At 38.7% G+C, this 23,661-nt stretch carries 18 protein-coding genes and 1 tRNA gene; 15 read left to right on the top strand and 4 right to left on the bottom strand.

The window, feature by feature from the left end; translation table 11 throughout:
- Positions 1-331: 331 nt before the first annotated feature.
- On the bottom strand, positions 332-1,456 hold the full coding sequence (locus tag OW492_RS08830; RefSeq protein ID WP_290039571.1) for a phosphoserine transaminase: 1,125 nt from the start codon (positions 1,454-1,456) through the stop codon (positions 332-334).
- Between the two features lie 272 nt (positions 1,457-1,728).
- Between OW492_RS08830 and OW492_RS08825 the strand changes: the two genes are divergently transcribed.
- The 7 genes from OW492_RS08825 to astE all read left to right on the top strand — a co-directional run bounded on the left by OW492_RS08825 (position 1,729) and on the right by astE (position 9,798).
- Positions 1,729-1,804: transfer RNA gene (locus OW492_RS08825), tRNA-Trp, on the top strand.
- 748 nt (positions 1,805-2,552) lie between these two features.
- On the top strand, positions 2,553-3,026 hold the full coding sequence (locus tag OW492_RS08820) for an Lrp/AsnC family transcriptional regulator (protein ID WP_290039570.1): 474 nt from the start codon (positions 2,553-2,555) through the stop codon (positions 3,024-3,026).
- Between the two features lie 600 nt (positions 3,027-3,626).
- Positions 3,627-4,832 (top strand): bifunctional succinylornithine transaminase/acetylornithine transaminase, encoded by a 1,206-nt coding sequence (locus OW492_RS08815; RefSeq protein WP_290039630.1) that lies wholly within the window; start codon positions 3,627-3,629, stop codon positions 4,830-4,832.
- A gap of 61 nt (positions 4,833-4,893) precedes the next feature.
- A complete protein-coding gene (gene astA, locus OW492_RS08810; protein WP_290039568.1) occupies positions 4,894-5,973 on the top strand; it encodes an arginine N-succinyltransferase in 1,080 nt (359 codons plus the stop codon).
- Entirely contained in the window at positions 5,960-7,429 is a 1,470-nt protein-coding gene (gene astD, locus OW492_RS08805; protein WP_290039567.1) for a succinylglutamate-semialdehyde dehydrogenase, read from the top strand. The genes astA and astD overlap by 14 nt, the downstream gene beginning before the upstream one ends.
- A 9-nt stretch (positions 7,430-7,438) precedes the next feature.
- Positions 7,439-8,779 carry an N-succinylarginine dihydrolase gene (gene astB, locus OW492_RS08800; protein ID WP_290039566.1) on the top strand — a complete coding sequence of 447 codons (1,341 nt, stop codon included), beginning with the start codon at positions 7,439-7,441 and terminating at the stop codon, positions 8,777-8,779.
- 8 nt (positions 8,780-8,787) lie between these two features.
- Positions 8,788-9,798 (top strand): succinylglutamate desuccinylase, encoded by a 1,011-nt coding sequence (astE, locus tag OW492_RS08795; RefSeq protein ID WP_290039565.1) that lies wholly within the window; start codon positions 8,788-8,790, stop codon positions 9,796-9,798.
- Between the two features lie 106 nt (positions 9,799-9,904).
- Here the strand turns inward: astE and OW492_RS08790 are convergent, their stop codons facing one another.
- A complete protein-coding gene (locus tag OW492_RS08790) occupies positions 9,905-10,573 on the bottom strand; it encodes a hypothetical protein (protein WP_290039564.1) in 669 nt (222 codons plus the stop codon).
- A gap of 246 nt (positions 10,574-10,819) precedes the next feature.
- A complete protein-coding gene (locus tag OW492_RS08785; protein WP_290039563.1) occupies positions 10,820-11,725 on the bottom strand; it encodes a LysR family transcriptional regulator in 906 nt (301 codons plus the stop codon).
- A gap of 172 nt (positions 11,726-11,897) precedes the next feature.
- Between OW492_RS08785 and OW492_RS08780 the strand changes: the two genes are divergently transcribed.
- Genes OW492_RS08780 through OW492_RS08770 form a run of 3 tightly spaced genes read left to right on the top strand, consistent with a single transcriptional unit; the run spans position 11,898 to position 16,506 of the window.
- Positions 11,898-13,682, top strand: a complete 1,785-nt coding sequence (locus OW492_RS08780; protein WP_290039562.1) for a transporter — start codon at positions 11,898-11,900, stop codon at positions 13,680-13,682.
- 60 nt (positions 13,683-13,742) lie between these two features.
- Entirely contained in the window at positions 13,743-14,294 is a 552-nt protein-coding gene (locus tag OW492_RS08775; protein ID WP_290039561.1) for an acyltransferase, read from the top strand.
- Position 14,295: 1 nt separating this feature from the next.
- Complete coding sequence (locus OW492_RS08770; protein WP_290039560.1) at positions 14,296-16,506, top strand: heparinase II/III family protein; 2,211 nt, start codon at positions 14,296-14,298, stop codon at positions 16,504-16,506.
- A gap of 65 nt (positions 16,507-16,571) precedes the next feature.
- Here OW492_RS08770 and OW492_RS08765 read toward each other — a convergent pair whose 3' ends face one another.
- A complete protein-coding gene (locus OW492_RS08765; protein ID WP_290039559.1) occupies positions 16,572-17,222 on the bottom strand; it encodes a TetR/AcrR family transcriptional regulator in 651 nt (216 codons plus the stop codon).
- 489 nt (positions 17,223-17,711) lie between these two features.
- Between OW492_RS08765 and xdhA the strand changes: the two genes are divergently transcribed.
- The 5 genes from xdhA to uraH all read left to right on the top strand — a co-directional run bounded on the left by xdhA (position 17,712) and on the right by uraH (position 23,638).
- Positions 17,712-19,247, top strand: a complete 1,536-nt coding sequence (gene xdhA, locus OW492_RS08760) for a xanthine dehydrogenase small subunit (protein ID WP_290039558.1) — start codon at positions 17,712-17,714, stop codon at positions 19,245-19,247.
- Complete coding sequence (gene xdhB, locus OW492_RS08755; protein WP_290039557.1) at positions 19,234-21,600, top strand: xanthine dehydrogenase molybdopterin binding subunit; 2,367 nt, start codon at positions 19,234-19,236, stop codon at positions 21,598-21,600. The genes xdhA and xdhB overlap by 14 nt, the downstream gene beginning before the upstream one ends.
- Positions 21,593-22,489 (top strand): xanthine dehydrogenase accessory protein XdhC, encoded by an 897-nt coding sequence (gene xdhC / locus OW492_RS08750; protein WP_290039556.1) that lies wholly within the window; start codon positions 21,593-21,595, stop codon positions 22,487-22,489. The genes xdhB and xdhC overlap by 8 nt, the downstream gene beginning before the upstream one ends.
- Before the next feature lie 289 nt (positions 22,490-22,778).
- On the top strand, positions 22,779-23,279 hold the full coding sequence (gene uraD / locus OW492_RS08745; protein WP_290039555.1) for a 2-oxo-4-hydroxy-4-carboxy-5-ureidoimidazoline decarboxylase: 501 nt from the start codon (positions 22,779-22,781) through the stop codon (positions 23,277-23,279).
- Complete coding sequence (gene uraH, locus OW492_RS08740; protein WP_290039554.1) at positions 23,276-23,638, top strand: hydroxyisourate hydrolase; 363 nt, start codon at positions 23,276-23,278, stop codon at positions 23,636-23,638. Before uraD ends, uraH begins: the two co-directional genes overlap by 4 nt.
- The last annotated feature ends 23 nt before the right edge of the window (positions 23,639-23,661 follow it).

Below are 23,661 nucleotides of genomic sequence, written 5' to 3'. Positions count from 1 at the left end.
ATATAATTGGTATTAATTTGTTTTTCTTAGCCGTTAAGTTACAGCATTGCTTGTACAAACTATAGAGTTTGCATGGAGTTTTTTGATTGTTGTGGGTAAATATAGTTATCACATCAATTCATTTACTATCTTACGCTATCAAGATAAGAATAGGATCGTTCTGCCTCGGAGATGATAAATTTTTAATGTATTGAAACCACGAGTGTTATCAAAAATATATTCATTATCAATAATGTAGATAATATAAGAGTGAGGGAATAAAGGAAGCAAGTAATAACAGCTACCAACCAGTCAGATTGATAGCTGCTTTAAAATTGTATTTAATTAAAATCTATTGTGTCACTGTTTTATAAGCCCAAGTTAACCATGGCATTAAGGCTTCTAAATCACTTTGCTCTACTGTGCTACCACACCAGATACGTAAACCACTAGGCGCATCTTTGTACGCACCAATATCTAAGGCTACATTTTCTGACGATAATAGTGTGATAAATTGCTTAAGTTGTTCAGTAGATAAGTCAACAGATAAACAAACACTAGTATTTGAACGAATACTCTCTTTTTCTGCTAAAAAATTAATCCATTCATTGTTCCCAACAAATTCAGTTAATACGGCTAAGTTCTGTTGTGACTTATTAATACAAGCTTCAACACCACCAATCGATCGAACCCAATCTAATGCATCTTGATAATCCGCCACACATAACATTGACGGTGTATTAATAGTCGCACCAGAGAAAATACCTTCTATTAACTTACCACCTGCCGTTAAACGGAAGATTTTTGGTAAAGGCCATGAAGGTGTATAACTTTCTAAACGCGCTACTGCGCGAGGGCTTAAGATAATCACACCATGGCCACCTTCACCACCTAACACTTTCTGCCAACTAAAAGTAGTAACATCTAACTTTTCCCAAGGCATAGGCATCGCAAAAACAGCTGATGTTGCATCACAAATAGTCAAACCTTCACGGTTATCGCTAATAAAGTCTGCATTTTCTACTTTTACACCAGAGGTTGTGCCGTTCCAGGTAAAGATACAGTCATTTTCTGGTTTAACTAAGCTCATGTCAGGTAGTTGACCGTAGCCCGCTTTAATTTCATTTACATTTTCTAGTTTTAACTGCTTGGTGATATCAGCAAACCAACCTTGACCGAATGATTCCCAATAACAAATATCTACAGCACGAGGGCCTAGCATTGACCACATGATCATTTCCATCGCACCCGTATCTGAAGCCGGTACAATACCCACCCGATAACCTTCAGGTAATTGCAAGATATCTGCAGTGTCATTAATCACTTTTTGTAAGGCATTTTTCCCTATTTCAGAACGATGAGATCGGCCTAATGTTGTCTGGTTTAAGCTTGCTAAATCATAGCCTGGGCGTTTTGCACACGGCCCTGAAGAGAAGTTTGGGATAGTTGGTTTAACTGCAGGTATGGCGGGCGTCATTGTTCGATCCTTTTATAAACAAATGAAGAGATATAATGGTATCGAAAATACACCAGAGGCGATTGGTTATCAAACAAATCCGTCTCTTATTCATTACAATATTCTGATCAGCATAAAAGTAAGATCTTTCGCTTTGAATATTAAAATTGAGTCTGATAACGGCCTATTTTATTAAAATCATTTATTTTTGTCTGTTTTGTAAACAATCAATCACTTTTTAGCAAAAGTTACTTTACATTAACGCTAGCTTCGGTATTATCCGCAACGTCTGCAGGGGTGTAGTTCCAACGGCAGAACGACGGATTCCAAATCCGTATGTTGGGAGTTCGAATCTCTCCACCCCTGCCACATTTAGATAAAGCCTCGACAATTGTCGGGGCTTTTTCGTTTCTAAGTCCATCTTAAAATTAATCACTTCTATTTATTCCATCATTAATCTTAAACGTTGAATTTAAATTTAAGCTATTGTGATCCCTGCCTGATAATTCATTGCTCTATTTATGCTTGTTAAGGTAACTTATAAGTTGTGTAAAGGGCGCGTTCATTTGCCTCTATTTACAGCTTCAACTAACCTATTTTCCCCCCGAGAAATTTAGATCATTTATTTAATATTATTGGCATGAAAAACCAAATAAAATTCTTTGTGAATTAATTTTCAGCACCAAAATGGTGATTTATGTTGATTTTAATAGGTTTTATTACTCTCTTTAAGGTTTTAAATTTATTATTATTACTCTTTTTGAAATTATATTTGGTTTGTTTTTGTCGTATTAATTTAAATTCTGTTTTTTGTTTATTAAGGCAAATTAAGTATTCTTTTCATTGCTATTGATTTTTTTGGCATATTGATTGCTGCTTTAATAGTACCTTTATCGTCAGTCCTATTTTATGCAGACTACGGCCTCTAATGTATGTGCAATATTGAAGTTAGTAAGCAGTGGAACTTGCGTTAAAGCTTTGGAATTAAATTCCTTCTTTGCTCGTATCTACCTTTGTTACATCGTATAAAAACGGTAATTAAGAGGTGGGATATATCATGGTAAGGCATCAATAATTGATACTTTACTTTTACCCATTTTAATAAAGGTCGTTAATAATGAAAAACTTAGATCGAATTGATTATAAAATACTTGATGTCTTACAGAGTCATGCCCGTATCACTAATCAAGAGTTAGCAAGCCGGATAGCATTAGCGCCAAGTTCTTGTTTGCAGCGTGTTCGTCGTTTAGAAGAAGACGGGGTAATAGAGGGGTTCCATGCTCGAGTAAACCTATACTCTATATGTCGCTTTGTGACTTGCATTGCTAATGTTGATTTAAAAAATCATTCTTATCAAGAGATGCTTGCTTTTGTTGAAGTGGTTAAATCAATACCTGAAATCGTTGAATATTATACAGTTAGTGGCCAATGTGACTTTATTTTAAAAGTTATTTGCCGTGATATGCGATCTTATTTAGAGATTAATGATAAGTTAATTAGCAGTCCTGATTATGTTGCAACGATTAATACGCATGTAGTACTTAATGAAGATAAAGCCTTTACTAAAGTTAACCTTGATACATTAAGCTGACAGCATGTTTGGTTTTAGTTGTTGTATCGTAACAGGCAACGAAGATACCCATTATTAATATAGCAATAATAAGTAATGACCATGGTTAATAGCAGGCTTTGTTGATTCTCCCTACGCTTAAATAAGTCAATTAATGAATAGGGTTAATAGCAGCTTATCTACCTAATTTCCTCCATTTAATTAAGGTCATGGTAATAGTGACCCATATTCAATATCACTTCTTAACAAATTGTTTTTTGTTACTCATCTTTAATTCAACTAAACGACACGAGCCAATTTGGTGCTTATCGAGTTGTTTTGGTGCGTTTTTTTGTTTTCGCTCTCAGTTAAGTCTTTATTTTATTTTACTCTAAATTTAATGCCGAATTATATTTGGTTATTTGATGTTGTTGTTAATAATATTTCTCAATTCATGTTTATAGCTAATAAAGTTTTTTTATCTATTTTGTTAAAGGTATTGGCACCTCTATTGCAAAATATTTGTTATTAACCGGCAGTTAAAAATTGTTAATAGCAAGATATTTTAGCCCATTTCATCTGATTAAATGTGAGTAAATAAACTTAATCAAAAGTAAATTTAACGAGGAAATTATGAATAGCATTAGTGAATCCAGAAGTGACTTTGACAAATATTTAATTCCAACTTATGCACCCGCTCCATTTATTCCGGTAAGAGGGAAAGGTTCAACTGTGTTTGATCAGCAAGATAAAGACTATATCGATTTTGTTGGTGGAATTGCAGTTAATGCCCTTGGTCACAGCCACCCAGCTGTTAAAGAAGCTTTGGTTAGCCAAGCAGAAAAACTATGCCATATGGGGAATGGCTACACTAATGAGCCTGTGCTTGCTCTAGCTAAGCAGTTAGTTAAGCATACTTTTGCAGATAAAGTTTTCTTTTGTAACTCTGGTGCTGAAGCAAATGAAGCGGCATTAAAACTAGCAAGAAAGTTCGCTAATGATAATTTTGGTAAGCAAAAAAATGAAGTTATCTCTTTTGAAAAGTCATTTCACGGCCGTACCTTATTTACTGTTTCTGCAGGTGGCCAACCTAAATATTCGGAAGACTTTGCTCCTCTACCAAAGGGCATTAAGCATGCTCCATTTAATGATCTTGAAGCGGTTGCTGAGTTAATTAATGAGAATACTTGTGCTGTTATCGTAGAGCCTATCCAAGGTGAAGGTGGTGTTATACCTGCAACTACTGAGTTTTTAAAAGGGTTGAGAGTGCTGTGCGATAAACATAATGCAATGCTTATCTTTGATGAAATCCAAACAGGTGTAGGTCGTACGGGGGCACTTTACTCTTACATGCAATATGGTGTTACGCCGGATCTACTGTCTACCGCAAAAGCGTTAGGAGGTGGTTTTCCTATTGGTGCTATTTTAACTACAGATAAATTTGCAGGGGCATTTTCGCCTGGCTCTCATGGAACAACTTACGGAGGCAATCCTTTAGCAAGCGCTGTGGCAGGCAAACTACTCTCAATCATTGCTGAGCCTAAATTCCTAGCTGAGGTTGGTCGTAAGCATGACTTTTTTATTCAACAATTAGAAGCAATAAATGCACGTTTTTCTGTTTTTAAATCATTACGTAGTGCTGGGCTATTAATTGGTTGTGAATTAACAGAAGCACACCAAGGAAAAGCGAAGGCTATTACCAATATTGCAGCAGAAGAGGGGGTACTTGTACTTATTGCTGGACCAAATGTATTGCGTTTTGCGCCTGCTCTTAATATTTCCGATGAAGAAATGCAACGAGGGCTTGCACGTTTAGAAGTTGCCATTAAACGTTATCTAGAAGCTTAACCATAGTGGTTAAGCTATTTGATATGGATTTTTAGTATAAAAGTAGATAAGGATGCGTAACATGATGATAATTCGGCCGGTCACGCGAGAAGATCAAACTGCTATTTATGAGTTAGCCGGGAAAACGGGTATTGGCTTTACTTCTTTGCCTGAAAATAATCAGTTAATTGAACAACGTATAGAAAGAATGTTAAAAACCCGAGAGGGTGGTGCAACAAAAGCAGAGCAAGGTTACTTATTTGTTTTAGAAGATACTGAGCTTAATAAAGTGGTAGGGGTAAGCGGCATAGAAACGGCACTTGGCCTTATTGAACCTTGGTATAATTACCATGTTGGTACGTTAACCAATGCATCGAAAGAACTAGGTATTTATAACCAGATGGAGACGCTTACACTCAGTAATAATCACACTGGTTACAGTGAGTTATGTACTCTGTTTTTAGATCCTGAGTATCGCCATAGTAAAAACGGGCATTTACTATCTAAGGCGCGTTTATTATTTATTGCGCAGTTTAAAGAGCACTTTTCGGAGAAACTCATCGCAGAGATGAGAGGAGTCTCTGATGAGAAAGGTGTATCACCATTTTGGGAAAGTTTAGGACGTCATTTTTTCACGATTGATTTTTCTTATGCTGATTATTTAACTGGCATTGGGAAAAAGTCATTTATTGCAGAGCTTATGCCTACACACCCTTTATACGTTAACTTCTTAACACCAGAGGCACAGGAGGTTATTGGAAAAACACATAAAAATACTATCCCTGCTCGGAAAATATTAGAAAGTGAAGGGATGCGTTATGGTGGGTACGTCGACATATTTGATGCTGGCCCAACCTTAGAAACCTATGTAAATGATTTGCGTATTGTTAAGACGCTTGGTGTTTGGCCGATTAAGATCGTATCTGAAGTGTCTGCTGATCAAAGTACTTGTGAGGTCAGTGTTCCTTATATGGTCTCTAATCAACGCTTTAGTGAATTCCGTGCGATGCTCATTACCCCTATTTTTTCAGATTCTCATCTTATTATCACAGAAGTGCAAGCGAAGGCTTTGCATTTATCGTCTGGTGACAGTGTATCCGCTGCTCCTTTATTCCCTGCAGTAAATAAAAATTTGAAGGAGGCGCAAAATGTTGCAGCCTAGTTTATATATCAATGGCCAATGGATGACTGGTTCTGGCACGTTATTTAATAAAACAAACCCAGCAACAAATGAGTTAATTTGGTCTGCTCATGAAGCCACACCTGAAGACGTTGAACAAGCAGTAAATGCTGCGCGGAAGGCTTTTAAATCATGGTCTCAAACTCCCTTAGTGACGCGTATTAGTACACTCGATACTTTTTGTACTCAACTAACGGAAGCGAAACAGGAGTTGGCTGATATTATCGCTCAAGAAACGGGCAAGCCTTTGTGGGAAGCGTTAACAGAAGTGCAAGCCATGATTAATAAAATGCAGATATCTATTACTGCGTTTCATGAACGTACCGGTGAAAAAACGACAGAGTTGCCTGATGGACAGGCAGTCTTGCGCCACCGTCCACACGGTGTATTGGCTGTTTATGGCCCTTATAATTTTCCTGGGCACCTTCCTAACGGGCATATTATCCCTGCTTTATTGGCCGGTAACTGTGTTGTTTTCAAACCAAGTGAATTAACTCCTTTTACTGCTCAAAAAACGTTAGAAATATGGGATAAAGCGGGTTTACCCGCTGGTGTTTTAAACCTTATACAAGGTGGAAAATCGACGGGTATTGCGTTGTCAGCACATCCTGATATTGATGGTTTACTTTTCACCGGAAGTGCAAACACTGGTTACCAGCTACACCGTCAATTAGCTGGACAGCCAGAAAAAATACTGGCTTTAGAGATGGGGGGGAATAACGCTTTGATCATTGAGTCTATGGATGATCTTGATGCTGCTGTGAACTTGACGATTCAATCTGCATTTATTACTGCCGGTCAGCGTTGTACGTGTGCTCGACGTCTTCTTGTTAAGTCAGGGGAGCTTGGGGATAAATTTATTGAGCGCTTAGTTGCAGTCAGTAAACAAATAAAAGTTGGTCAATATAATCAAGATCCTGCTCCCTTTATGGGCTCTGTTATCTCTAATCAAGCAGCAGAAATATTGCTAAATGCACAACAAGAGCTTAGCCACAATGGTGCGAAAGTGCTGTTAGAAATGACACGTTTGCAACCTGATACTGCGCTGCTTTCTCCTGCGATTATTGAAGTTGAAGACCTAACAGCATTACCTGATGAAGAGTATTTTGGCCCATTGTTAATTGTGTCTCGTTATCGTGAATTAAGTGATGCGATTACGATAGCAAATAAGACGCGCTATGGATTATCTCTAGGGTTAGTTTCTAGCAGTCGTGATGATTATGAGCAGGTTTTACTTGAAGGGCGTGCTGGTATTGTGAATTGGAATAAACCTTTAACTGGCGCTTCAAGTAATGCGCCATTTGGTGGAATCGGGGCTTCTGGAAATCATAGACCAAGTGCTTATTACGCAGCTGATTATTGTTCTTGGCCAATGGCTTCAGTGGAATCTGAATCGATTGAGATGCCTAAATCGCTATCTCCTGGTTTACAATTTTAAGGAAAGCTCATGTCTTCATATGAAGTAAATTTTGATGGTTTGGTTGGGTTAACACACCACTATGCGGGATTGTCTTTTGGTAATGTTGCCTCTACCAATAATAAAAAACAATTAGCCAACCCTAAATCAGCGGCTTTGCAAGGCCTATTAAAGATGAAAACGCTAGCTGATATGGGATTTAAGCAAGGCGTTTTACCTCCACAGGAAAGACCTTGTATTCCTACTTTACGTGCTTTGGGTTTTACTGGTGATGATACTCAGATTATTACACAAGCTGCAAAGCGAGCACCTAGAGTATTGTCAGCTGTCAGCTCTGCTTCTTCAATGTGGGTAGCTAATGCTGCGACTGTTTCACCTTCTGCAGATACCCAAGATGGAAAGGTACATTTTACTGTCGCAAACTTAAATAATAAGTTTCACCGCAGTATTGAAGCTGATACCACAGGTCGTGCATTAAAAGCTATTTTTAATAGCGATACGCACTTTAGCCATCATGCCGCACTTCCTCAACAAGCTATTCTAGGGGATGAAGGTGCGGCTAACCATAATCGCCTTTGTAGTGAGTATGGTCGTGCTGGTGTTGAGCTTTTTGTATATGGTCGCAAAGCATTCGGTGGTGAAATAGAGCCACATAAATTCCCTGCTAGACAGACTTTTGAAGCGAGCGATGCGATTACGCGATTACATCAACTTGATCCGTCAAATTATGTTTTTATTCAACAGAATCCCGATGTAATTGACCAAGGGGTATTTCATAATGATGTCATTTCTGTAAGTAATGGACCTGTGCTGTTTTATCATGAGTTAGCTTTTATAAACCAGCAAGTTGCATTCACAGAGTTGAGAGAAAAACTAGCACTCAGTGGTACGCAGTTTGTCCCTATTTGTGTACCTGCTGCGAAGGTATCTGTTGCTGATGCAGTGAGCACTTATTTATTTAATAGCCAATTACTCACTAAATCTGATGGAAGCATGGTGATTATTGTTCCACAAGAAGTACAAAATAATCCAAGAGTTTGGGCTTATTTAAATGAACTAATTACAAGTGGTTGTCCAATTAATGAAGTTAAAGTATTTGATTTAAAAGAAAGCATGCGTAATGGCGGTGGACCTGCTTGTTTACGATTACGTGTTGCGCTTAAAAATAATGAGCTCAAGGCGTGTAATCAAGGTGCTTTAATGGATGATAACCTATATTCAAGATTAACCCGTTGGATTGAAAAGCATTATAGAGATCGTTTAAGTGAAGAGGATCTTGCTGATCCTCACTTACTGATAGAGAACCGAAGAGCATTAGATGAACTAACTCAAATACTTGATCTTGGTAGTATTTATCCTTTTCAATTATAGAGGTTATCATGAATCAAGTATTAGCTTTAAGTGGTTGTTCTGACTATCCGTTAGCTTTAAAGGGCAGTAATCAACGTTTAAGTTGGCACTGGTTGGATGAAGGGGTGTTACATATCACTCCTCTTGACACTGACTCTAGCGTAGATAAGCAAGTGCTTATTTCTACAGGTATCCATGGTAATGAGACTGCTCCCATTGAAATTGTTGCGCAAATCGTATGTGCATTGCTCAATGGGGCACGCCCCTTAGCTGTGGAGCTTCTAGTGGTATTTGGCAATATTAAAGCGATTGAAGAAGGTAAACGTTATTTAGATGCTGACCTTAATCGGATGTTTAATGGGCGCTATACAGCTTATGCTGATACCGATGAGAGTCTTCGTGCGGCTAACTTGGAGCAGCACGTATTGCATTTTTTTGCCCCGCAAACTAAAGCAAAGCAACATTTTCATTTTGATCTCCACACTGCAATTAGAGGATCTGTTCATGAAAAATTTGGTTTGTTACCCCAACGACTTACTAAAAAAAATAGTGAATACTTTGATTGGTTAGTAGGAATGGGATTAGAGGCTATTGTTGTTAATCCTACCCCTAGTGGTACTTTTAGCTCTTTTACTAGTCATTGTTGCCAAGCTCTTAGCTGCACGTTGGAGCTGGGGAAAGCGACTCCATTTGGAAGTAATGACCTAACTAATTTTTACCAGATAAATGAAGTCTTAATTAAACTGATCAGTGGAAAAAAGATAGATAACTCTAGTCTCGGTGAGCCTGTTATTTATGTTGTTGACCAAGAGCTGACTAAATTAAGTGATCAGTTTAAATTTATTACAGTAGATGACAATGTCAATAACTTCACTCGTTATACAGAAGGGACAATTATTGCAGATGATGGTGAGATTAAGTATCAAGTTACTCATGAGTTTGGATGGATACTATTTCCAAACCCTTCCGTTAAAGTAGGTCTCAGAGCTGGCATTTTATTGGCAGAAGGGGATCACGAAAGTTTGTTTGTAGAAAAATAAACACTCAATTGCTGTCGCGAATAATGGTTGATAATAAAAAACTATTCGGGTGTATATCCCCGAATAGTTTACTCATTACCTTTAATTTCTAGTATAGAAATCTAAATTAACGTTTAATCAGTTTAAACTCATCAATACGGACTTCTGTCTGTTTACCAATATCACCCGATGGATCGATTTGTGATGGATCAGTAATATGCAGTTTTGCATAGATTGTCACTGAGACATTTGCGCCGGAATTAAAGTTAAGTACTGTTTGTTTGAAGCGTTTTTTTACTGCGCCTTGCGGGGCATTAGCAAGTTCTGAAACATGGGTTGTTTTACTTGCGAGCGATTTGCCTGTCATTCCATTAACGCCAAAGACTAATTCACTGATAGAGTCATCGCCTTTTTTATCATTGTAATACAGTGATAGCTGATAATCTGTATTGGGCTGTAAACCGTTAACTTGCTGAGTTAAGCCTGGTTGTGCTGTAAAGTCATCTGTTGCAGAAACAAAGCGAAGACGAGATGAACCTTCTTCATCAAATGCGGTATCTTTGGAGCTACCTGCATCGCCTAAACCCGCGTTTTTATCCGCCTCTTTTTTCCACACATCACTTTTACCACTGTTGCTTCTAAATTCAGTTAATTGTGGGTCGATAATCAGGTTTTCTCCAGATGTAACTGCCACTACTGCATCGGCCTTAGTTGATGCGGCTGACGTTGTTTGTGCTGTATTTGCACAACCCGTTAATAGTGCCGCGATAGTTAATCCTAAGTATATCTTTTTCATATCTTACCCCTAAACCTATATTTATTAATGGTGTAGGTACTCTATAGTGCTATTGTATTATTTTATGTGACTACCTAAACATTTTGAAAGTAGTGCGCGGAAATAGCGCATTCTATTTTTATTTATGTGAGATCGGTTACTTGAAAGAGTGGTTTCCAGTATTTAAAAAAATAGGGGGTCAAACCCTAACTACCTAATAATAAATGAAAAAATAACATATAAAATATAATATAAAACAATTGTCTGCTAATTAATGTGATGCCCGAGAGAGATGTTTTTAGAAGCACAAAAATCAACAAATTGACTGACATGTGCTGGGCAATTAGCTGCAGGATGATACAAGTTTAGTTTTAATGTCATATCCAATTCTTGCATGGTAATAAACTGACAATCATTTAACCCTAAGTGTTTAACGCATGTTGGTACAAATGAAATCCCCAGTCCAGCTGAGACTACTGTCATTAAGCTACGTATATTGCCATGATGAGAGGTTATATTAGGGTAAAAGCCATTTTTCTCACAATTTGAGACAATGTGATGGTGTAAATCCATGGCTTCTTCAGGTTTGAATAATATGAAGTTTTCGTTTTTTAAGTCTTGAAAGGTGATTTCATCTGTTTTTAGTAGTGGATGTCCATCAGGAATCGCAGCAACCAAAGGATCTGTATAAATTTCTGCACAATAAAAGCGTTCTTTATCTAACAAAGGTTGAGGTCTTGAAAAGCTAACATCAATCTTGTTTTCTAATAAAGCGTTTAATTGCTCCTTAGATGTCATTTCTTGAATTGATATTTTAATGTGTGGATATAACTTTGAAAATTGACTGACAAGTTGTGGGAAAAAAGTAGAGCAAGCAGAAGCAAGGTAACCAATACGTAAACTTTGTTGTTTATCTTGTGCTGCTCTGACCAATTCTGTGACGCGTGTATTGTTTGCAACAATTTCAATGGCTTCTGGCAACAGGATTTTTCCTGTTTCAGTTAAATTTACTTCGCGTGTACTACGCGTAAAAAGCTTAACACCTAGCTCTTTTTCTAGATCTGATATTTGTCGGCTAATGTTAGGTTGTACCGTATAGAGCTGCTTTGCGGCTGCTGAAAAGTTTTTTAAAGCGGCAACGGCGATGAAGGTTTTTAATGCTTTAATTTCCACTAACCCTTTCCTTTTATTACAAATTTGTATTAATGCTATACATTATCAGTATTTCTCACCCCTACCAACGGCACGTATATTTATTTGTGTGGCGTTTATCAAAGTGCCATTAAATTGAATTGTTCATCGCTTTAATAGGGAAGCTTTCCCTCCACCGAATAGGATTTTTAAAATGGATATCGATGTCATTGTTGTATTGGTTTATTTCGTCTTTTTACTTGGTATTGGTTGGATGTTCCGATCTGCTGCCGATAATACTTCTGAGTACTTTCGAGGTGGTGGTCGTATGCTTTGGTGGATGGTCGGGGCAACTGCATTCATGATGGCACTAAGTGCAATGACCTTTACTGGATTAATGGGAAAAGCTTTAAACAGTGGTATGTCGGTGGCGATTGTATTTTTTGCTAATGCGTTAGGTTACTTTTGTAATTATTTATTCTTTGCCGCTAAAGCACGACAAATGCGTGTGATCAGTCCTTTACAGGGGGCAAGAATGCGTTTGGGCAAATTCAATGAACAAGTCTTTACCTGGGCAAATATCCCGCTAAGTGTATTACAGGCGGCTATTTGGTTGAATGGTTTGGCGGTATTTACTAGCGCAGTGTTAGGTGTGCCATTAGAGCAAACTATTATTGGTGCTGGGTTAGTGGTGTTATTTATGTCTCTGGTCGGCGGTAGTTGGGCGGTCATTGCTTCTGATTTTTTACAAATGGTGATTATCACTGTGATGTCGTTTATTGCAGCTGCAGTGGCCGTTTGGAAGTCTGGTGGTGTAGGGAATTTATTAGAAGTAGGTTTACCAGAGCAAGCATTAATGGGAGATGGTTATAGCTACACTTATTTATTCGTTGGTTGGTTTGTCTGTATTTTTGTTAAGCAGTTTTTTAGTACTAACAATATGGTTGACTCTTACCGCTATATCAGTGCAAAAGACACTAAAAATGCACGAAAAGCCGCTTTACTTGCTTGTGGTCTGATGATCTTTGGGCCATTGGTATGGTTCTTACCTGCATGGTTTGTTGCGGGCAATTACCCTGATGTCACAACGTGGGGACTCGATGAACTAGGTAAAAATGTATCTGACGCGACCTATTATATTTTTGTAAAACGTGAAATGCCAGTGGGTATGGTGGGGTTAATGTTAGCGGCGATGTTTGCGGCAACGATGTCATCGATGGATTCGGCGTTAAATCGCAATGCAGGAATCTTGGTGAAAAGTGTATACGAACCGTACTTCTGTAAAAACCCAAATGAAAAAACCTTGATGCGTGCGAGTCAGTTCTTTACAGCTATGTTTGGCATAATTGTTATTCTCACTGGTTTATTCTTAACGTCGTTACGTGAATTTGGGTTATTTGATTTGATGATGCTGGTGGGCACATTAGTTGGCTTCCCTGTGTTGATCCCTTCTATTATGTGTTTCTTTATTCGTAAAACGCCAGACTGGGCAGGTTGGGGAACTATCTTAGTAGGTATGTGTGTCTCTGGCATTATTGCCTTCGGTATTACACCTGAGCTTGTGGAATCTGTTTTAGGGTTAGAGACACCACTATCTACTCGTGAGTTTGCTGAAATGAAATCGGTAACCTTAGGTGTATCGGGTCATATGCTAATTACTTTACCTTTCTTTGTATTGTCGCAGCTCTTCTATAAAGGGTTATCAGCAGAGCGTACGGCTGAAGTCGAGCAGTTTTTCTCAAACGTTGATAGAGAAGTGGTTGTTGAAGATACAGCATTAAGTATCACGATGGATAACAAACAACATTCAATGTTAGGTCGTTTATTATTAACTGCTTGTGTACCACTTTTATTATTAACGCTAGTGCCAAACCCTTTATGGGGACGTTTATTGTTCGTCGTGGTTGCTGCGATTGTTGGATTAATTGGTTTGTTATTAGTTAAATCAGTGCGCGATGTGCCAGTTGATTCAGTTAATACAAAAGCAGCTGTTAATTAATTTTCTTTAAATTGTCATTATGGAAGTGAATTTATCGATTCACTTCCTAAGGTTAGAAATATGTCTGTACAAGAAAAATTTGGTGGTGAATTAAGCGAGGAAGAGTTTCGTAAATTTACTCTATATACAACGCAAAGTAATAATTTTGAAGATGATAATAGCAGAGCGAAAATTCTAGGCTTTGTTAACGAACGAGTACGAATTGCACCGGGAGCTGTGGTGAGAATTGGTGATAATCAAATCGGTGCTCGCTCTTATGTTGGTTTATATAGTTACGTTAATGGTGATGTGAGTATCGGGGAAAATGTGTTGATAGGCCCACATGCCAGCATTGTTGCTTCTAATCATGTTTATTCTGTCGAGGATGATTTTTTTAGCGGGCGTAGTGATTTAAGCGAAGGTAAAGTGATTATTAAAGATGGCGTCTGGTTGACTTCGGGAGTGGTTATTACACCTGGCGTAACCATTGGTCGTTGTAGTCTGGTATGTGCAAATTCCGTGGTGACAAACGATGTTGAAGATTACGCCATTGTAGGTGGAACACCGGCGGTACAGTTAGGAAAAATAGATAAAGAAACGGGTCAATATACTTGGTTTAAACAGGAGAAGTAACATGTTAGAGCTAAAACGACATCATGACTTTCAGCTATTTTTCTCACCTGAAGATCAACAACCTGCGTTAACTAATCCACCTAGCTTTAACTGGCCGCAAGCAGATATTCAACAGCGCTATGACCTAGAACTGATTTGCTGTACGACTGATCAAGCTTGGCAGTGGCAAGCGATCCAATCGCCATTACAGTTATCTTTTGCTTTGGAGGTTGGTAAGTATCGTTGGCGTTTAACTGATGCCATAGGGTTTAAGTCACAGTGGTTTCATTTTGATATTGAAGAACAGACTGCTGATTATATCGCGCCTACGGCTGAGCAATTATTTGCATTATGTGCTGATAAAAACCAATTTATGATGTATTTTGATGAAGATATTGATAGCGTAAAAACAGCCGCGCAACAGGCTTATCCTAAACTCCAGGCAACGGCTAAATTAGCTGCTCATGCTGATGATATAAGTTACCCTGATCATTATAAGCGTGGTAAGGAAGCAGGTAAAAGGACTGCCATTGCTAACGTTCGTGAATGGATTGATAGAGACTTAATCGCACTCACTTTGCTTTATAAAATATGGCAAGAAGAAGAGAGTGGTCAACACGCAGTTGAATTGTTATTGAGCTTCGCGCAATGGAGCCCAGAAGGTCCTGCTTCTTTAGTTAGACCCTTAACGTGGGGCGATGAAGTAGGATTATCTTTATCGCGTAATCTATTTTTAGCTTATCACTGGTTGTCACCATTAATGACTGAGCCTGAAAAGTCATTTGTTCGACCTATGCTGATTCGTATTGCTTATCAAATGGAAGAGCGTTTAAGTGCTGATCAATTCCATCAATTTCCAGGCCACTCTCATACGTCTCGTTTACCGGGTTATTTAGGTGTGGCTGCGCTGGTATTGCATAAAGAGTTTGACCGAGATGTTTGCGAGCGGTGGTTAAATTACTCTTTAATGATTTATCGCGGAATTTTTCCTTTCTATGGTGGTCAGGATGGCAGTTGGGCAGAAGGGCCATTTTATTCATCTTCTTACAGTAAATGGCACCATGCTTTCTTTTTATCGATTGAACGGTTGAGTGACTTTTCATTTTACGAGCATCCTTTCTATAAAAACTATTGCGACTTTGCAATGGACTTTGTGGCAACGGAACAATCGATTCATCCTTTTGGTGATGGTTTTTGGTGTAAACGAAATAGTGTTGAGTGGCCTGGTTTTTTTGCTCAGAACCCTTTACGTATTTATGCACATCGTTTTGGTGATCAAAAAGCGATTCAAACGAGTGAATATTTAGAATCAAAAATCAATTGTTATAGTTTGCACTTATTGGATGTAGTGAGCACAGTGAAGCAGCTCGAATATGAGCGTCAATCTCAGGTTAAAGCAAAACCTGCTCGAACCACCGCCAGTCATTTTTATCAGCATGCAGGCTTTGGTATTGCTAGTTATGAACAGGTTGACTTATTGTTTAGAGCCAGTCCTTTTGGAAATAGCTCTCATCGTCACGCAGACCAGGGAAACCTTGCTCTGATGGATAATCGTTTAGGCGTATTAACTCCTACGGGAAGTTATGGTTATTGTTTTGGAAGCAGCCATCATAGTGAATGGACACAAACAACTCGCGCCCATAATTTGCCATTAATTGATGGTGTAGGACAAATCATTGATGATGAGAGTGCAGCAGCGAGAGTAACTTATCAGCAAGAAGGTGATGCTTGGGTTTGTTATAAAGCTGACCTTAGTTGTACATATCTTGATGCAAAGTCTTTTATACGCACCTTTATTTTAATCAAAGGTAAAGGAATCATTGTGTGGGATGTTATTCAGTTATTTGATGCAAAACCATTGCAGTGGCGTTTACATAGCCATTTAAATGCATCATTAACAGAAGGTGCGGTTGAATTATGTTCCCCTGAATTGCCTCAACCTTATCATTGTAAAGTGCAAAGTAATATTAATGTTGCTGCCACCTTGGACTTTGGTTACGAAGAAGATATCCCTGTTTCTGGGGGGATAGAGTCAGATGCGACTACTGATATTTATCATATGCAGTGGGAGTTCCCTTCCGCTAGTGAACATAATGTCGCGGTAAGCTGTTTGAAATCTACGGTGCCTATAAAAGTTAATGAGTCCGGAGAGTTAGTTATTGGATTAGATGGACAGCAGTTAGTGGTTGATGATGAAGGAGTTAACACTCAAATAATTGAAGCTGTTTTATGATGGAGTGAGTAAAGCACAATGCCTGTAATGAATAAGATTACTGGCATTGCGCTTCATTGAAAGCGTTAAAGCTTCACTCCACACCCTTTTAGAATGATATGAGTCACTAGCTCAATGCCTTTCGCAAAATCTTCGTCTGATAGTTGCTCTTTTTTCATCAAAATGCTGATTTGCAAGCCGTGATCGGCATAGGCCTGAGTGCTTGACCACAACATAAATAACATATGCTCAGGATCTATCGGATCTAGCCAGCCTTTTTCTTGCCATGCTCGAAATACATCACAGGTTTGTTCAAACTGATCCCTTAATTCGTTTTGTAATGGTTCACGTAGGTAGTGTGCTCCATGCAGTACTTCTGCGGCAAAGATACGTGAAGCATTGGGATGTTGTCGAGACTGGGTTATTTTATTCACTATGTATTTAGGAAGCGCTTCACCTGGATGTTGATCTGCACTCATTTCATTCATGTGTTTCATCCATAATACTAATAGGCGGTTAATGACCTCTTTGTATAAACCTTCTTTGGTTTTAAAGTAATAAAGTACGTTGGCTTTGGGCAAATTAACTGCTTCTGCAATGCCCGCTACTGTCGTCCCGCGATAACCACGTTCCGCAAATACATGCTCTGCAGCATCTAAAATTTGTTGCTCATTATCTTGACGTATGTCGGCTAATGAACCACGAGGTGACTGGCTTTTTTTCATTACTTTTTTCATAAATGAAGCATACTCTTTTAGCAATTTATACGAATAAGAAAGTGGACTAAATTTGTCTAATTTCTTGATAATTATATAGTAAAGCTTAGTGTCTATTATCTATAGGTTAACAGATAATTATGCTGGTGTATTTGATCTCATTGTTGATGTGTATGACATTCTGCGCCCTGTTCTTGAGAAAGTTTGCAAGGGAGTCATAATAAAGTCTTGGCTATAAGCTTAACTTACTATTCAACTTCAGCTTACCTTGGCACCTTCACCGCTACAAATTTAATAGAATCGTTATAAAAGGCTATATTAAAAGAGGTCATTGTATTTTAATAAACCCGTGTAATTATTATTTTTATATTGAAAGGTAATCTTGGTACACAGTATGCAATAGTGTAACTTGACCATATGGTCAAAACAGGATTGAATAATAGTTGATAACATATTATTAACTTTTTAAGTCTTGATATACAAAGGATTGCAACATTAAGAGAGGTTTACGTGATTCAGTTTTTAGTTAACAATGAAATGGTTCAATTGACACAGTTTGCGCCAAATTTGAGCATTTTGGACTGGTTACGCACCAATATGGGGAAAGTAGGCAGTAAAGAAGGCTGTGCCTCTGGTGATTGCGGTGCTTGTACTGTAGTGATTGGGGATCTGATTGATGGCCAATGGCACTATAAAAGCATTAATGCTTGTTTAATGTTAGTTGGAAATTTACACGGTAAGCATTTAATTACTGTGGAAGCATTGAGCGCTAAAGCAAACCCAAGTTTGGAAGAGTTGCATCCAGTACAAAGAGCAATGGTAGAGTGCCATGGTTCACAATGTGGTTTTTGTACACCAGGTTTTATTATGAGTTTGTTTGCCTTGTATATGAACTATTCAAGCTACCCAGGCAAAGCAGCCGTGATTCAAGCCTTGGGTGGAAATCTATGCCGTTGTACAGGGTATCAACCTATTTTAGCTGCTGCTGAAAAGTGTTTTAGTTATACAGCGGAATCCACGCAAAACATCAGTGATAAAGATCATCGTTTTAGTCAACAAGTCAGTGCATTGACTCTCTCTTTAGAAAAAGATCTGGCATTAAATGCTATCCCGGCGATTGAACATGGCCAGCAATACTTTTATTTACCACAAAACTTAACTCAACTCTGCGAATTAAAAGCAGCGCATCCTGAAGCTAAGTTTGTGGCAGGTGCAACGGATTTATCCGTCGAATTTAGTCAACATTTAGCTTACAGCGAACAACTGATATCAGTACGTTATTGCCCTGAGTTAATGCAATTTACTCAAGATGAAACAGGCATACACATTGGTGCAGCTTTACCTTATAGCGAATTTGTAGATAGCTTTTGCGAAGTCTACCCAGAAGCACATGAACTGTTTGAACGTATCGGCTCATTGCAAATTAGAAATGCGGGTTCATTAGGTGGCAGTATTGCCAACGCGTCACCGATTGGTGATCCCGCTCCTTTATTGATTGCGCTGGATGCAAGTATCGAGTTACAAAGCATCAGCGGTACTCGTGTTATCCCTTTGGCTGAGTTCTTTGTTGATTATCGTCAGACACAATTAGCTGATGATGAAGTAATTGTGGCGATTCATGTACCTCAGCGCCTACCTAACCAACAACTCAGCTGTCATAAAATATCTAAACGTATTGAAGATGATATTTCAGCGGTATGTTTAGTATTAAGTTATCAATTAACAGATCAAACTATGCATGCGGTGAAGTGTGCAATGGGCGGTATGGCTTCTACACCAGCTTTAGCTCCTAATATTGCAGGCGCATTAAATGGTAAAGCTTTTAGTTTAGAAAACTTGCAAGCAGCGGCACAAAAAATGGAAGAGGACTTTCAGCCGTTATCAGATGTAAGAGCAACATCAGCTTACCGATTACAAGTCAGTAAGAACTTGTTTGACCGGATTTGGTATCAAAGTGCTAGCAACATGATATTAAGCCCAAACAGTGTCGACCTGAACGCGACAGTACCCGCTATTAAGACAAGGATTAACCATGCGTCACTTTAAAACAGACAAACCAACAGGGCTGAAAGGTAATGCCATCGGCCAATCTTTTATTCATGAAAGTGCGATCAAACAAGTAATTGGTAAAGCGGTGTATGTTGATGATAAAGCGGAAGAAGTAAATACTTTACATGCTTACCCTGTTGTATCGACTATTGCACATGGAAACATTATGTCTATTGATACTGCGCCAGCTTTCGCAGTGCAAGGTGTTGTTGATATCTTTAGCAGCAAAGATATTCCAGGTACAAATGATATTGGCCCGGTTTTTTCGGGTGATATTTTATTAACCGATGAGGTGATTGAATATCATGGTCAGCCTATTTTATTAGTCGTCGCGACAAGTTATAAAGCTGCTAGAATCGCCGCACGTAAAGTGGTGATTGAATATCAAACTAGTGTACCTATGTTAGATATTAAACAAGCGATAAAAGAACAACATTGGGTGCGTCCACCCCATGCTTTAAACCGAGGTGATGCTAAGCAAGCTATTAAAAATGCAGAACATAAAATTTCTGGTGATTTAGATATTGGTGGCCAAGAACATTTCTATTTGGAAGGGCAGGTGAGTATTGCGACACCCACTGAAGAAGGCGGTATGTTTATTCAATGTTCAAGCCAGCACCCTAGTGAAGTACAGCATTTAGTTGCAAAAGTACTTAAACAACCATTCAACTATGTGACGGTAGAGATGCGTCGTATGGGCGGCGGATTTGGTGGTAAAGAAACACAGGCTGCACCCTGGACATGTTTGGCTGCTTTAGCGGCTTACCATACTGGAAAAACAGTTAAAATTCGCTTAGCACGAAGTGATGATTTTAAAAGTACAGGTAAACGTCATCCATTCTATAACACCTATCAAGTTGGTTTTGATCAACAGGGCTTAATTGAAGGCGTAGATATTAATATTAATGGTTATTGTGGATACTCTCCTGATTTGTCCGATGCCATCGTTGACCGAGCCTTATTCCATGCAGATAACGCTTATTATTATCCTAATGCACATATCAATGGTAATCGTTGTAAAACCAATACCGTTAGTCATACTGCATTCCGAGGCTTTGGTGGCCCGCAGGGAATGATTATGGCTGAACAGCTGGTGGACGATATTGCTTACTATTTGAAAAAAGATCCCCTAGAGATCCGTAAACTTAATTTATATAAACCAGGTCGTGATTTAACCCCTTATAAACAAAAAGTAGATCAATTTATTCTAAAGGATATGATTGCGAAAATGGAGGAAGAGGGGGATTACTGGGCGCGTAAAGAAGCGATTACTACTTTCAATAAAACTTCTCCAATCATCAAAAAGGGATTGTCATTAACACCGGTTAAATTTGGTATCTCTTTCACCGTGCAGCACTTGAATCAAGCGGGGGCATTGTTAGTGATCTATTCCGATGGCTCTGTGCATGTTAACCATGGTGGTACAGAGATGGGCCAAGGGCTTAATACTAAAATTGCACAAATCGTCGCACAAGCTTTCTCCATTGATATGCAACATATTTTAGTGAATGCAACGCGTACCGATAAAGTACCAAATACCTCACCAACCGCCGCATCAAGTGGTACCGACTTAAACGGTATGGCTGCTCTGAATGCAGCGAATACCATCAAACAACGTTTATTTGAGTTTGCTAGTCAGCATTTTGATGTGAGCCTTGAACAAATGCAGTTGATAGATAATCAATTAGTGCATGAAAAGGGGCGAATTAGCTTTTCTGAATTGATTAATTTAGCTTATCTGAATCGTATTTCGCTTTCCACTACGGGTTATTACGCAACGCCTGAAATTTATTATGATCGTGAAAAAGCAGAAGGACACCCTTTCTTTTATTACGCCTATGGTTTAGCGTTAAGCGAAGTGGAAATTGATATTTTAACTGGTGAAAATACAGTGACACGCACTGATATTTTACATGATGTGGGTAGTTCTATTAATCCAGCTCTGGATATTGGCCAAATCGAAGGGGCCTTTATTCAAGGAATGGGGTGGTTAACCACTGAAGATCTAAGCTGGAATGATCAAGGAGCATTAGCTAGTAACGCGCCTGCAACCTATAAAATTCCGGCGATAGGTGATACGCCAGCAGAGTTTAATGTGAAGTTATATAATTCTCAGAATCCTGCTACGACAGTGTTTAAATCTAAAGCCGTCGGTGAACCGCCATTTATGTTAGGCATTAGTGTATGGAGTGCAATTCGTAACGCACTAGCTAGCATTACTGATTATCAATTTGCGCCTAGTTTAAATCCACCTGCAACACCAGAGGCGGTGTTGAATGCTGTTCAAGCAGCGCAGCAATGGAATAAAACGGCAGCACAAACGAAAACTACAGAGATAAGTCATGCTTAATCAGTCTACACAAGGGCTACATGCTCACAGTTGGTTGCAAGCAGCCACTGAATTGGAAGCAAGCTCAGCAACTTATGTGATTGTTACATTATTAAGTGCAGCTGGATCAACACCACGAGCGAGTGGTACTAAAATGGTGATTAGCGACAACAATATCTACGCAACCATTGGTGGTGGACATCTTGAATTTAAAGCCATTGAGCATGCTCGTACGTTAATTGCACGTGGCGAAAGCTGCCAGGAAGTGGAGAATTTTCAACTTGGTGCAAGTTTAGGTCAATGTTGTGGTGGTCAAGTTTTGGTTTTATTTGAGGTTTTTGCCAGTGATAAACTGCATCTAGACGTGTACGGAGCAGGTCATGTTGCCCATGCCTTAATGCCTATTTTAGCACAGCTGCCAATACAGATCCGTTGGATAGATAGCCGAGCTGAATTGTTTCCTGAACATATCCCAAGCAGTGTACAGAAAGTGGTTGATGATGAACCCGTTGCACAGGTAACAAGCGCAGCGAAGAATACTGCAACCTTAATTTTGACCCATAACCATCAATTAGATTTTGAACTCTGCCAAGCTGTTTTGAAACGAAATCAATCATTGTGGTTGGGGGTGATAGGCTCAGAGACTAAAGCCAAAAAATTCCAATATCGTTTAATGCAAAGAGGGTTCTCTGATCAACAAATTGACAGCATGACTTGTCCGGTTGGCTTAAGTGAAGTGAGCGGGAAGTTACCTATGGAAGTTGCAGTGTCTATCGCTGGGCAATTAGTTGCTTTATACCAAAGCTTACAAGGTGATAAACCTAAACAAAAAGGCAAACAGTGGAAAGAGTTACAAGACAATCTAGTTCATCTCAGTGCATTACAGAATAAAAAAACGAAAACTGGATAACCGCTGCCAATAAAAACAATCCAAATGGTCAGTTTTGGTATGATATTAGCTTGATAACCACTCAGTAGTGAAATATAGAAAACTTATCAAGCAAGTAGTAATGCATATTGGGTGATTAAAGTATTAATAAACAGTAGTTTATGAATACTTTAATATTCACCTATAGAATAAGATGAATAATTAACTTATTGATAATCACGTATTGTCCCATTTATTGCACTACCAAGGTGCTTTATCAGATCGATTTACTGTTGCGATGATAAAAGTAAATCGTAAAAAAGGAAAAATAATGAGTTTAGACAAAATCAATAATGCCAGTGCGGATAAAGGCTTCGATATCTTTGAAAGTTGTTGCTGTGCGCCAAATTGGATTAAGAAGATGATCCAAGCAACACCATTTGCAGATAAAGCTGCGTTACTTGCAGCCTCAGAAAAAGCATTTACTGAATTAAACGAGCAGGATTATTTAATTGCATTTCAAGGTCATCCACAAATTGGAGATCTGAATACACTCCACAAGAAATATGCTAATACATCAGGCACTGCAAGCAATGAGCAAGCTGGGATGTCGGTAGCAGAAAGTGCAGTATTAGAGGAGATGGTGGCATTAAATAAAGCCTATCTAGATAAATTTGGCTTCATCTTTATTGTGTGTGCATCGGGTAAAAGTGCTGTTGAAATGTTAGCTCTAATCAAAGCCAGAATAGATAATACCCGTGAAACCGAAGTGCAAATCGCCGGTCGAGAGCAAGCTAAAATCACAGCTATCCGCTTGGAGAAATTATTATGAACCATAATCCAATAACTACGCATATTTTAGATTCATCATTGGGTAAACCTGCTGTTGGCGTGACGATTAAACTATTAGTTTTAGATGGTGATAACTGGCAGTTATTATCCTCTGCAGTGACCAATAGCGATGGTAGAATCGATGGGTGGGAACAAACAGAGTGGTATGAAGATAAAGAGATTGAATCGTTATTTGCGACCTATAAAATCTGTTTTGAGTTAGAAAGCTATTGGGAGCAACAATCACTCTCTGCCTTTTATCCTAGTGCTGAAATTTGCTTTAGATTACAGGATGAGCGTCACCATCATATCCCTTTATTATTGTCGCCTTATAGTTATTCAACGTACCGCGGTAGTTAATCGCCATTCAAGCCATTTTATTC

Source organism: Psychromonas sp. 14N.309.X.WAT.B.A12, assembly GCF_030397575.1.
Lineage (GTDB): Bacteria > Pseudomonadota > Gammaproteobacteria > Enterobacterales > Psychromonadaceae > Psychromonas.
This window is presented reverse-complemented; position numbering and strand designations above follow the sequence as displayed.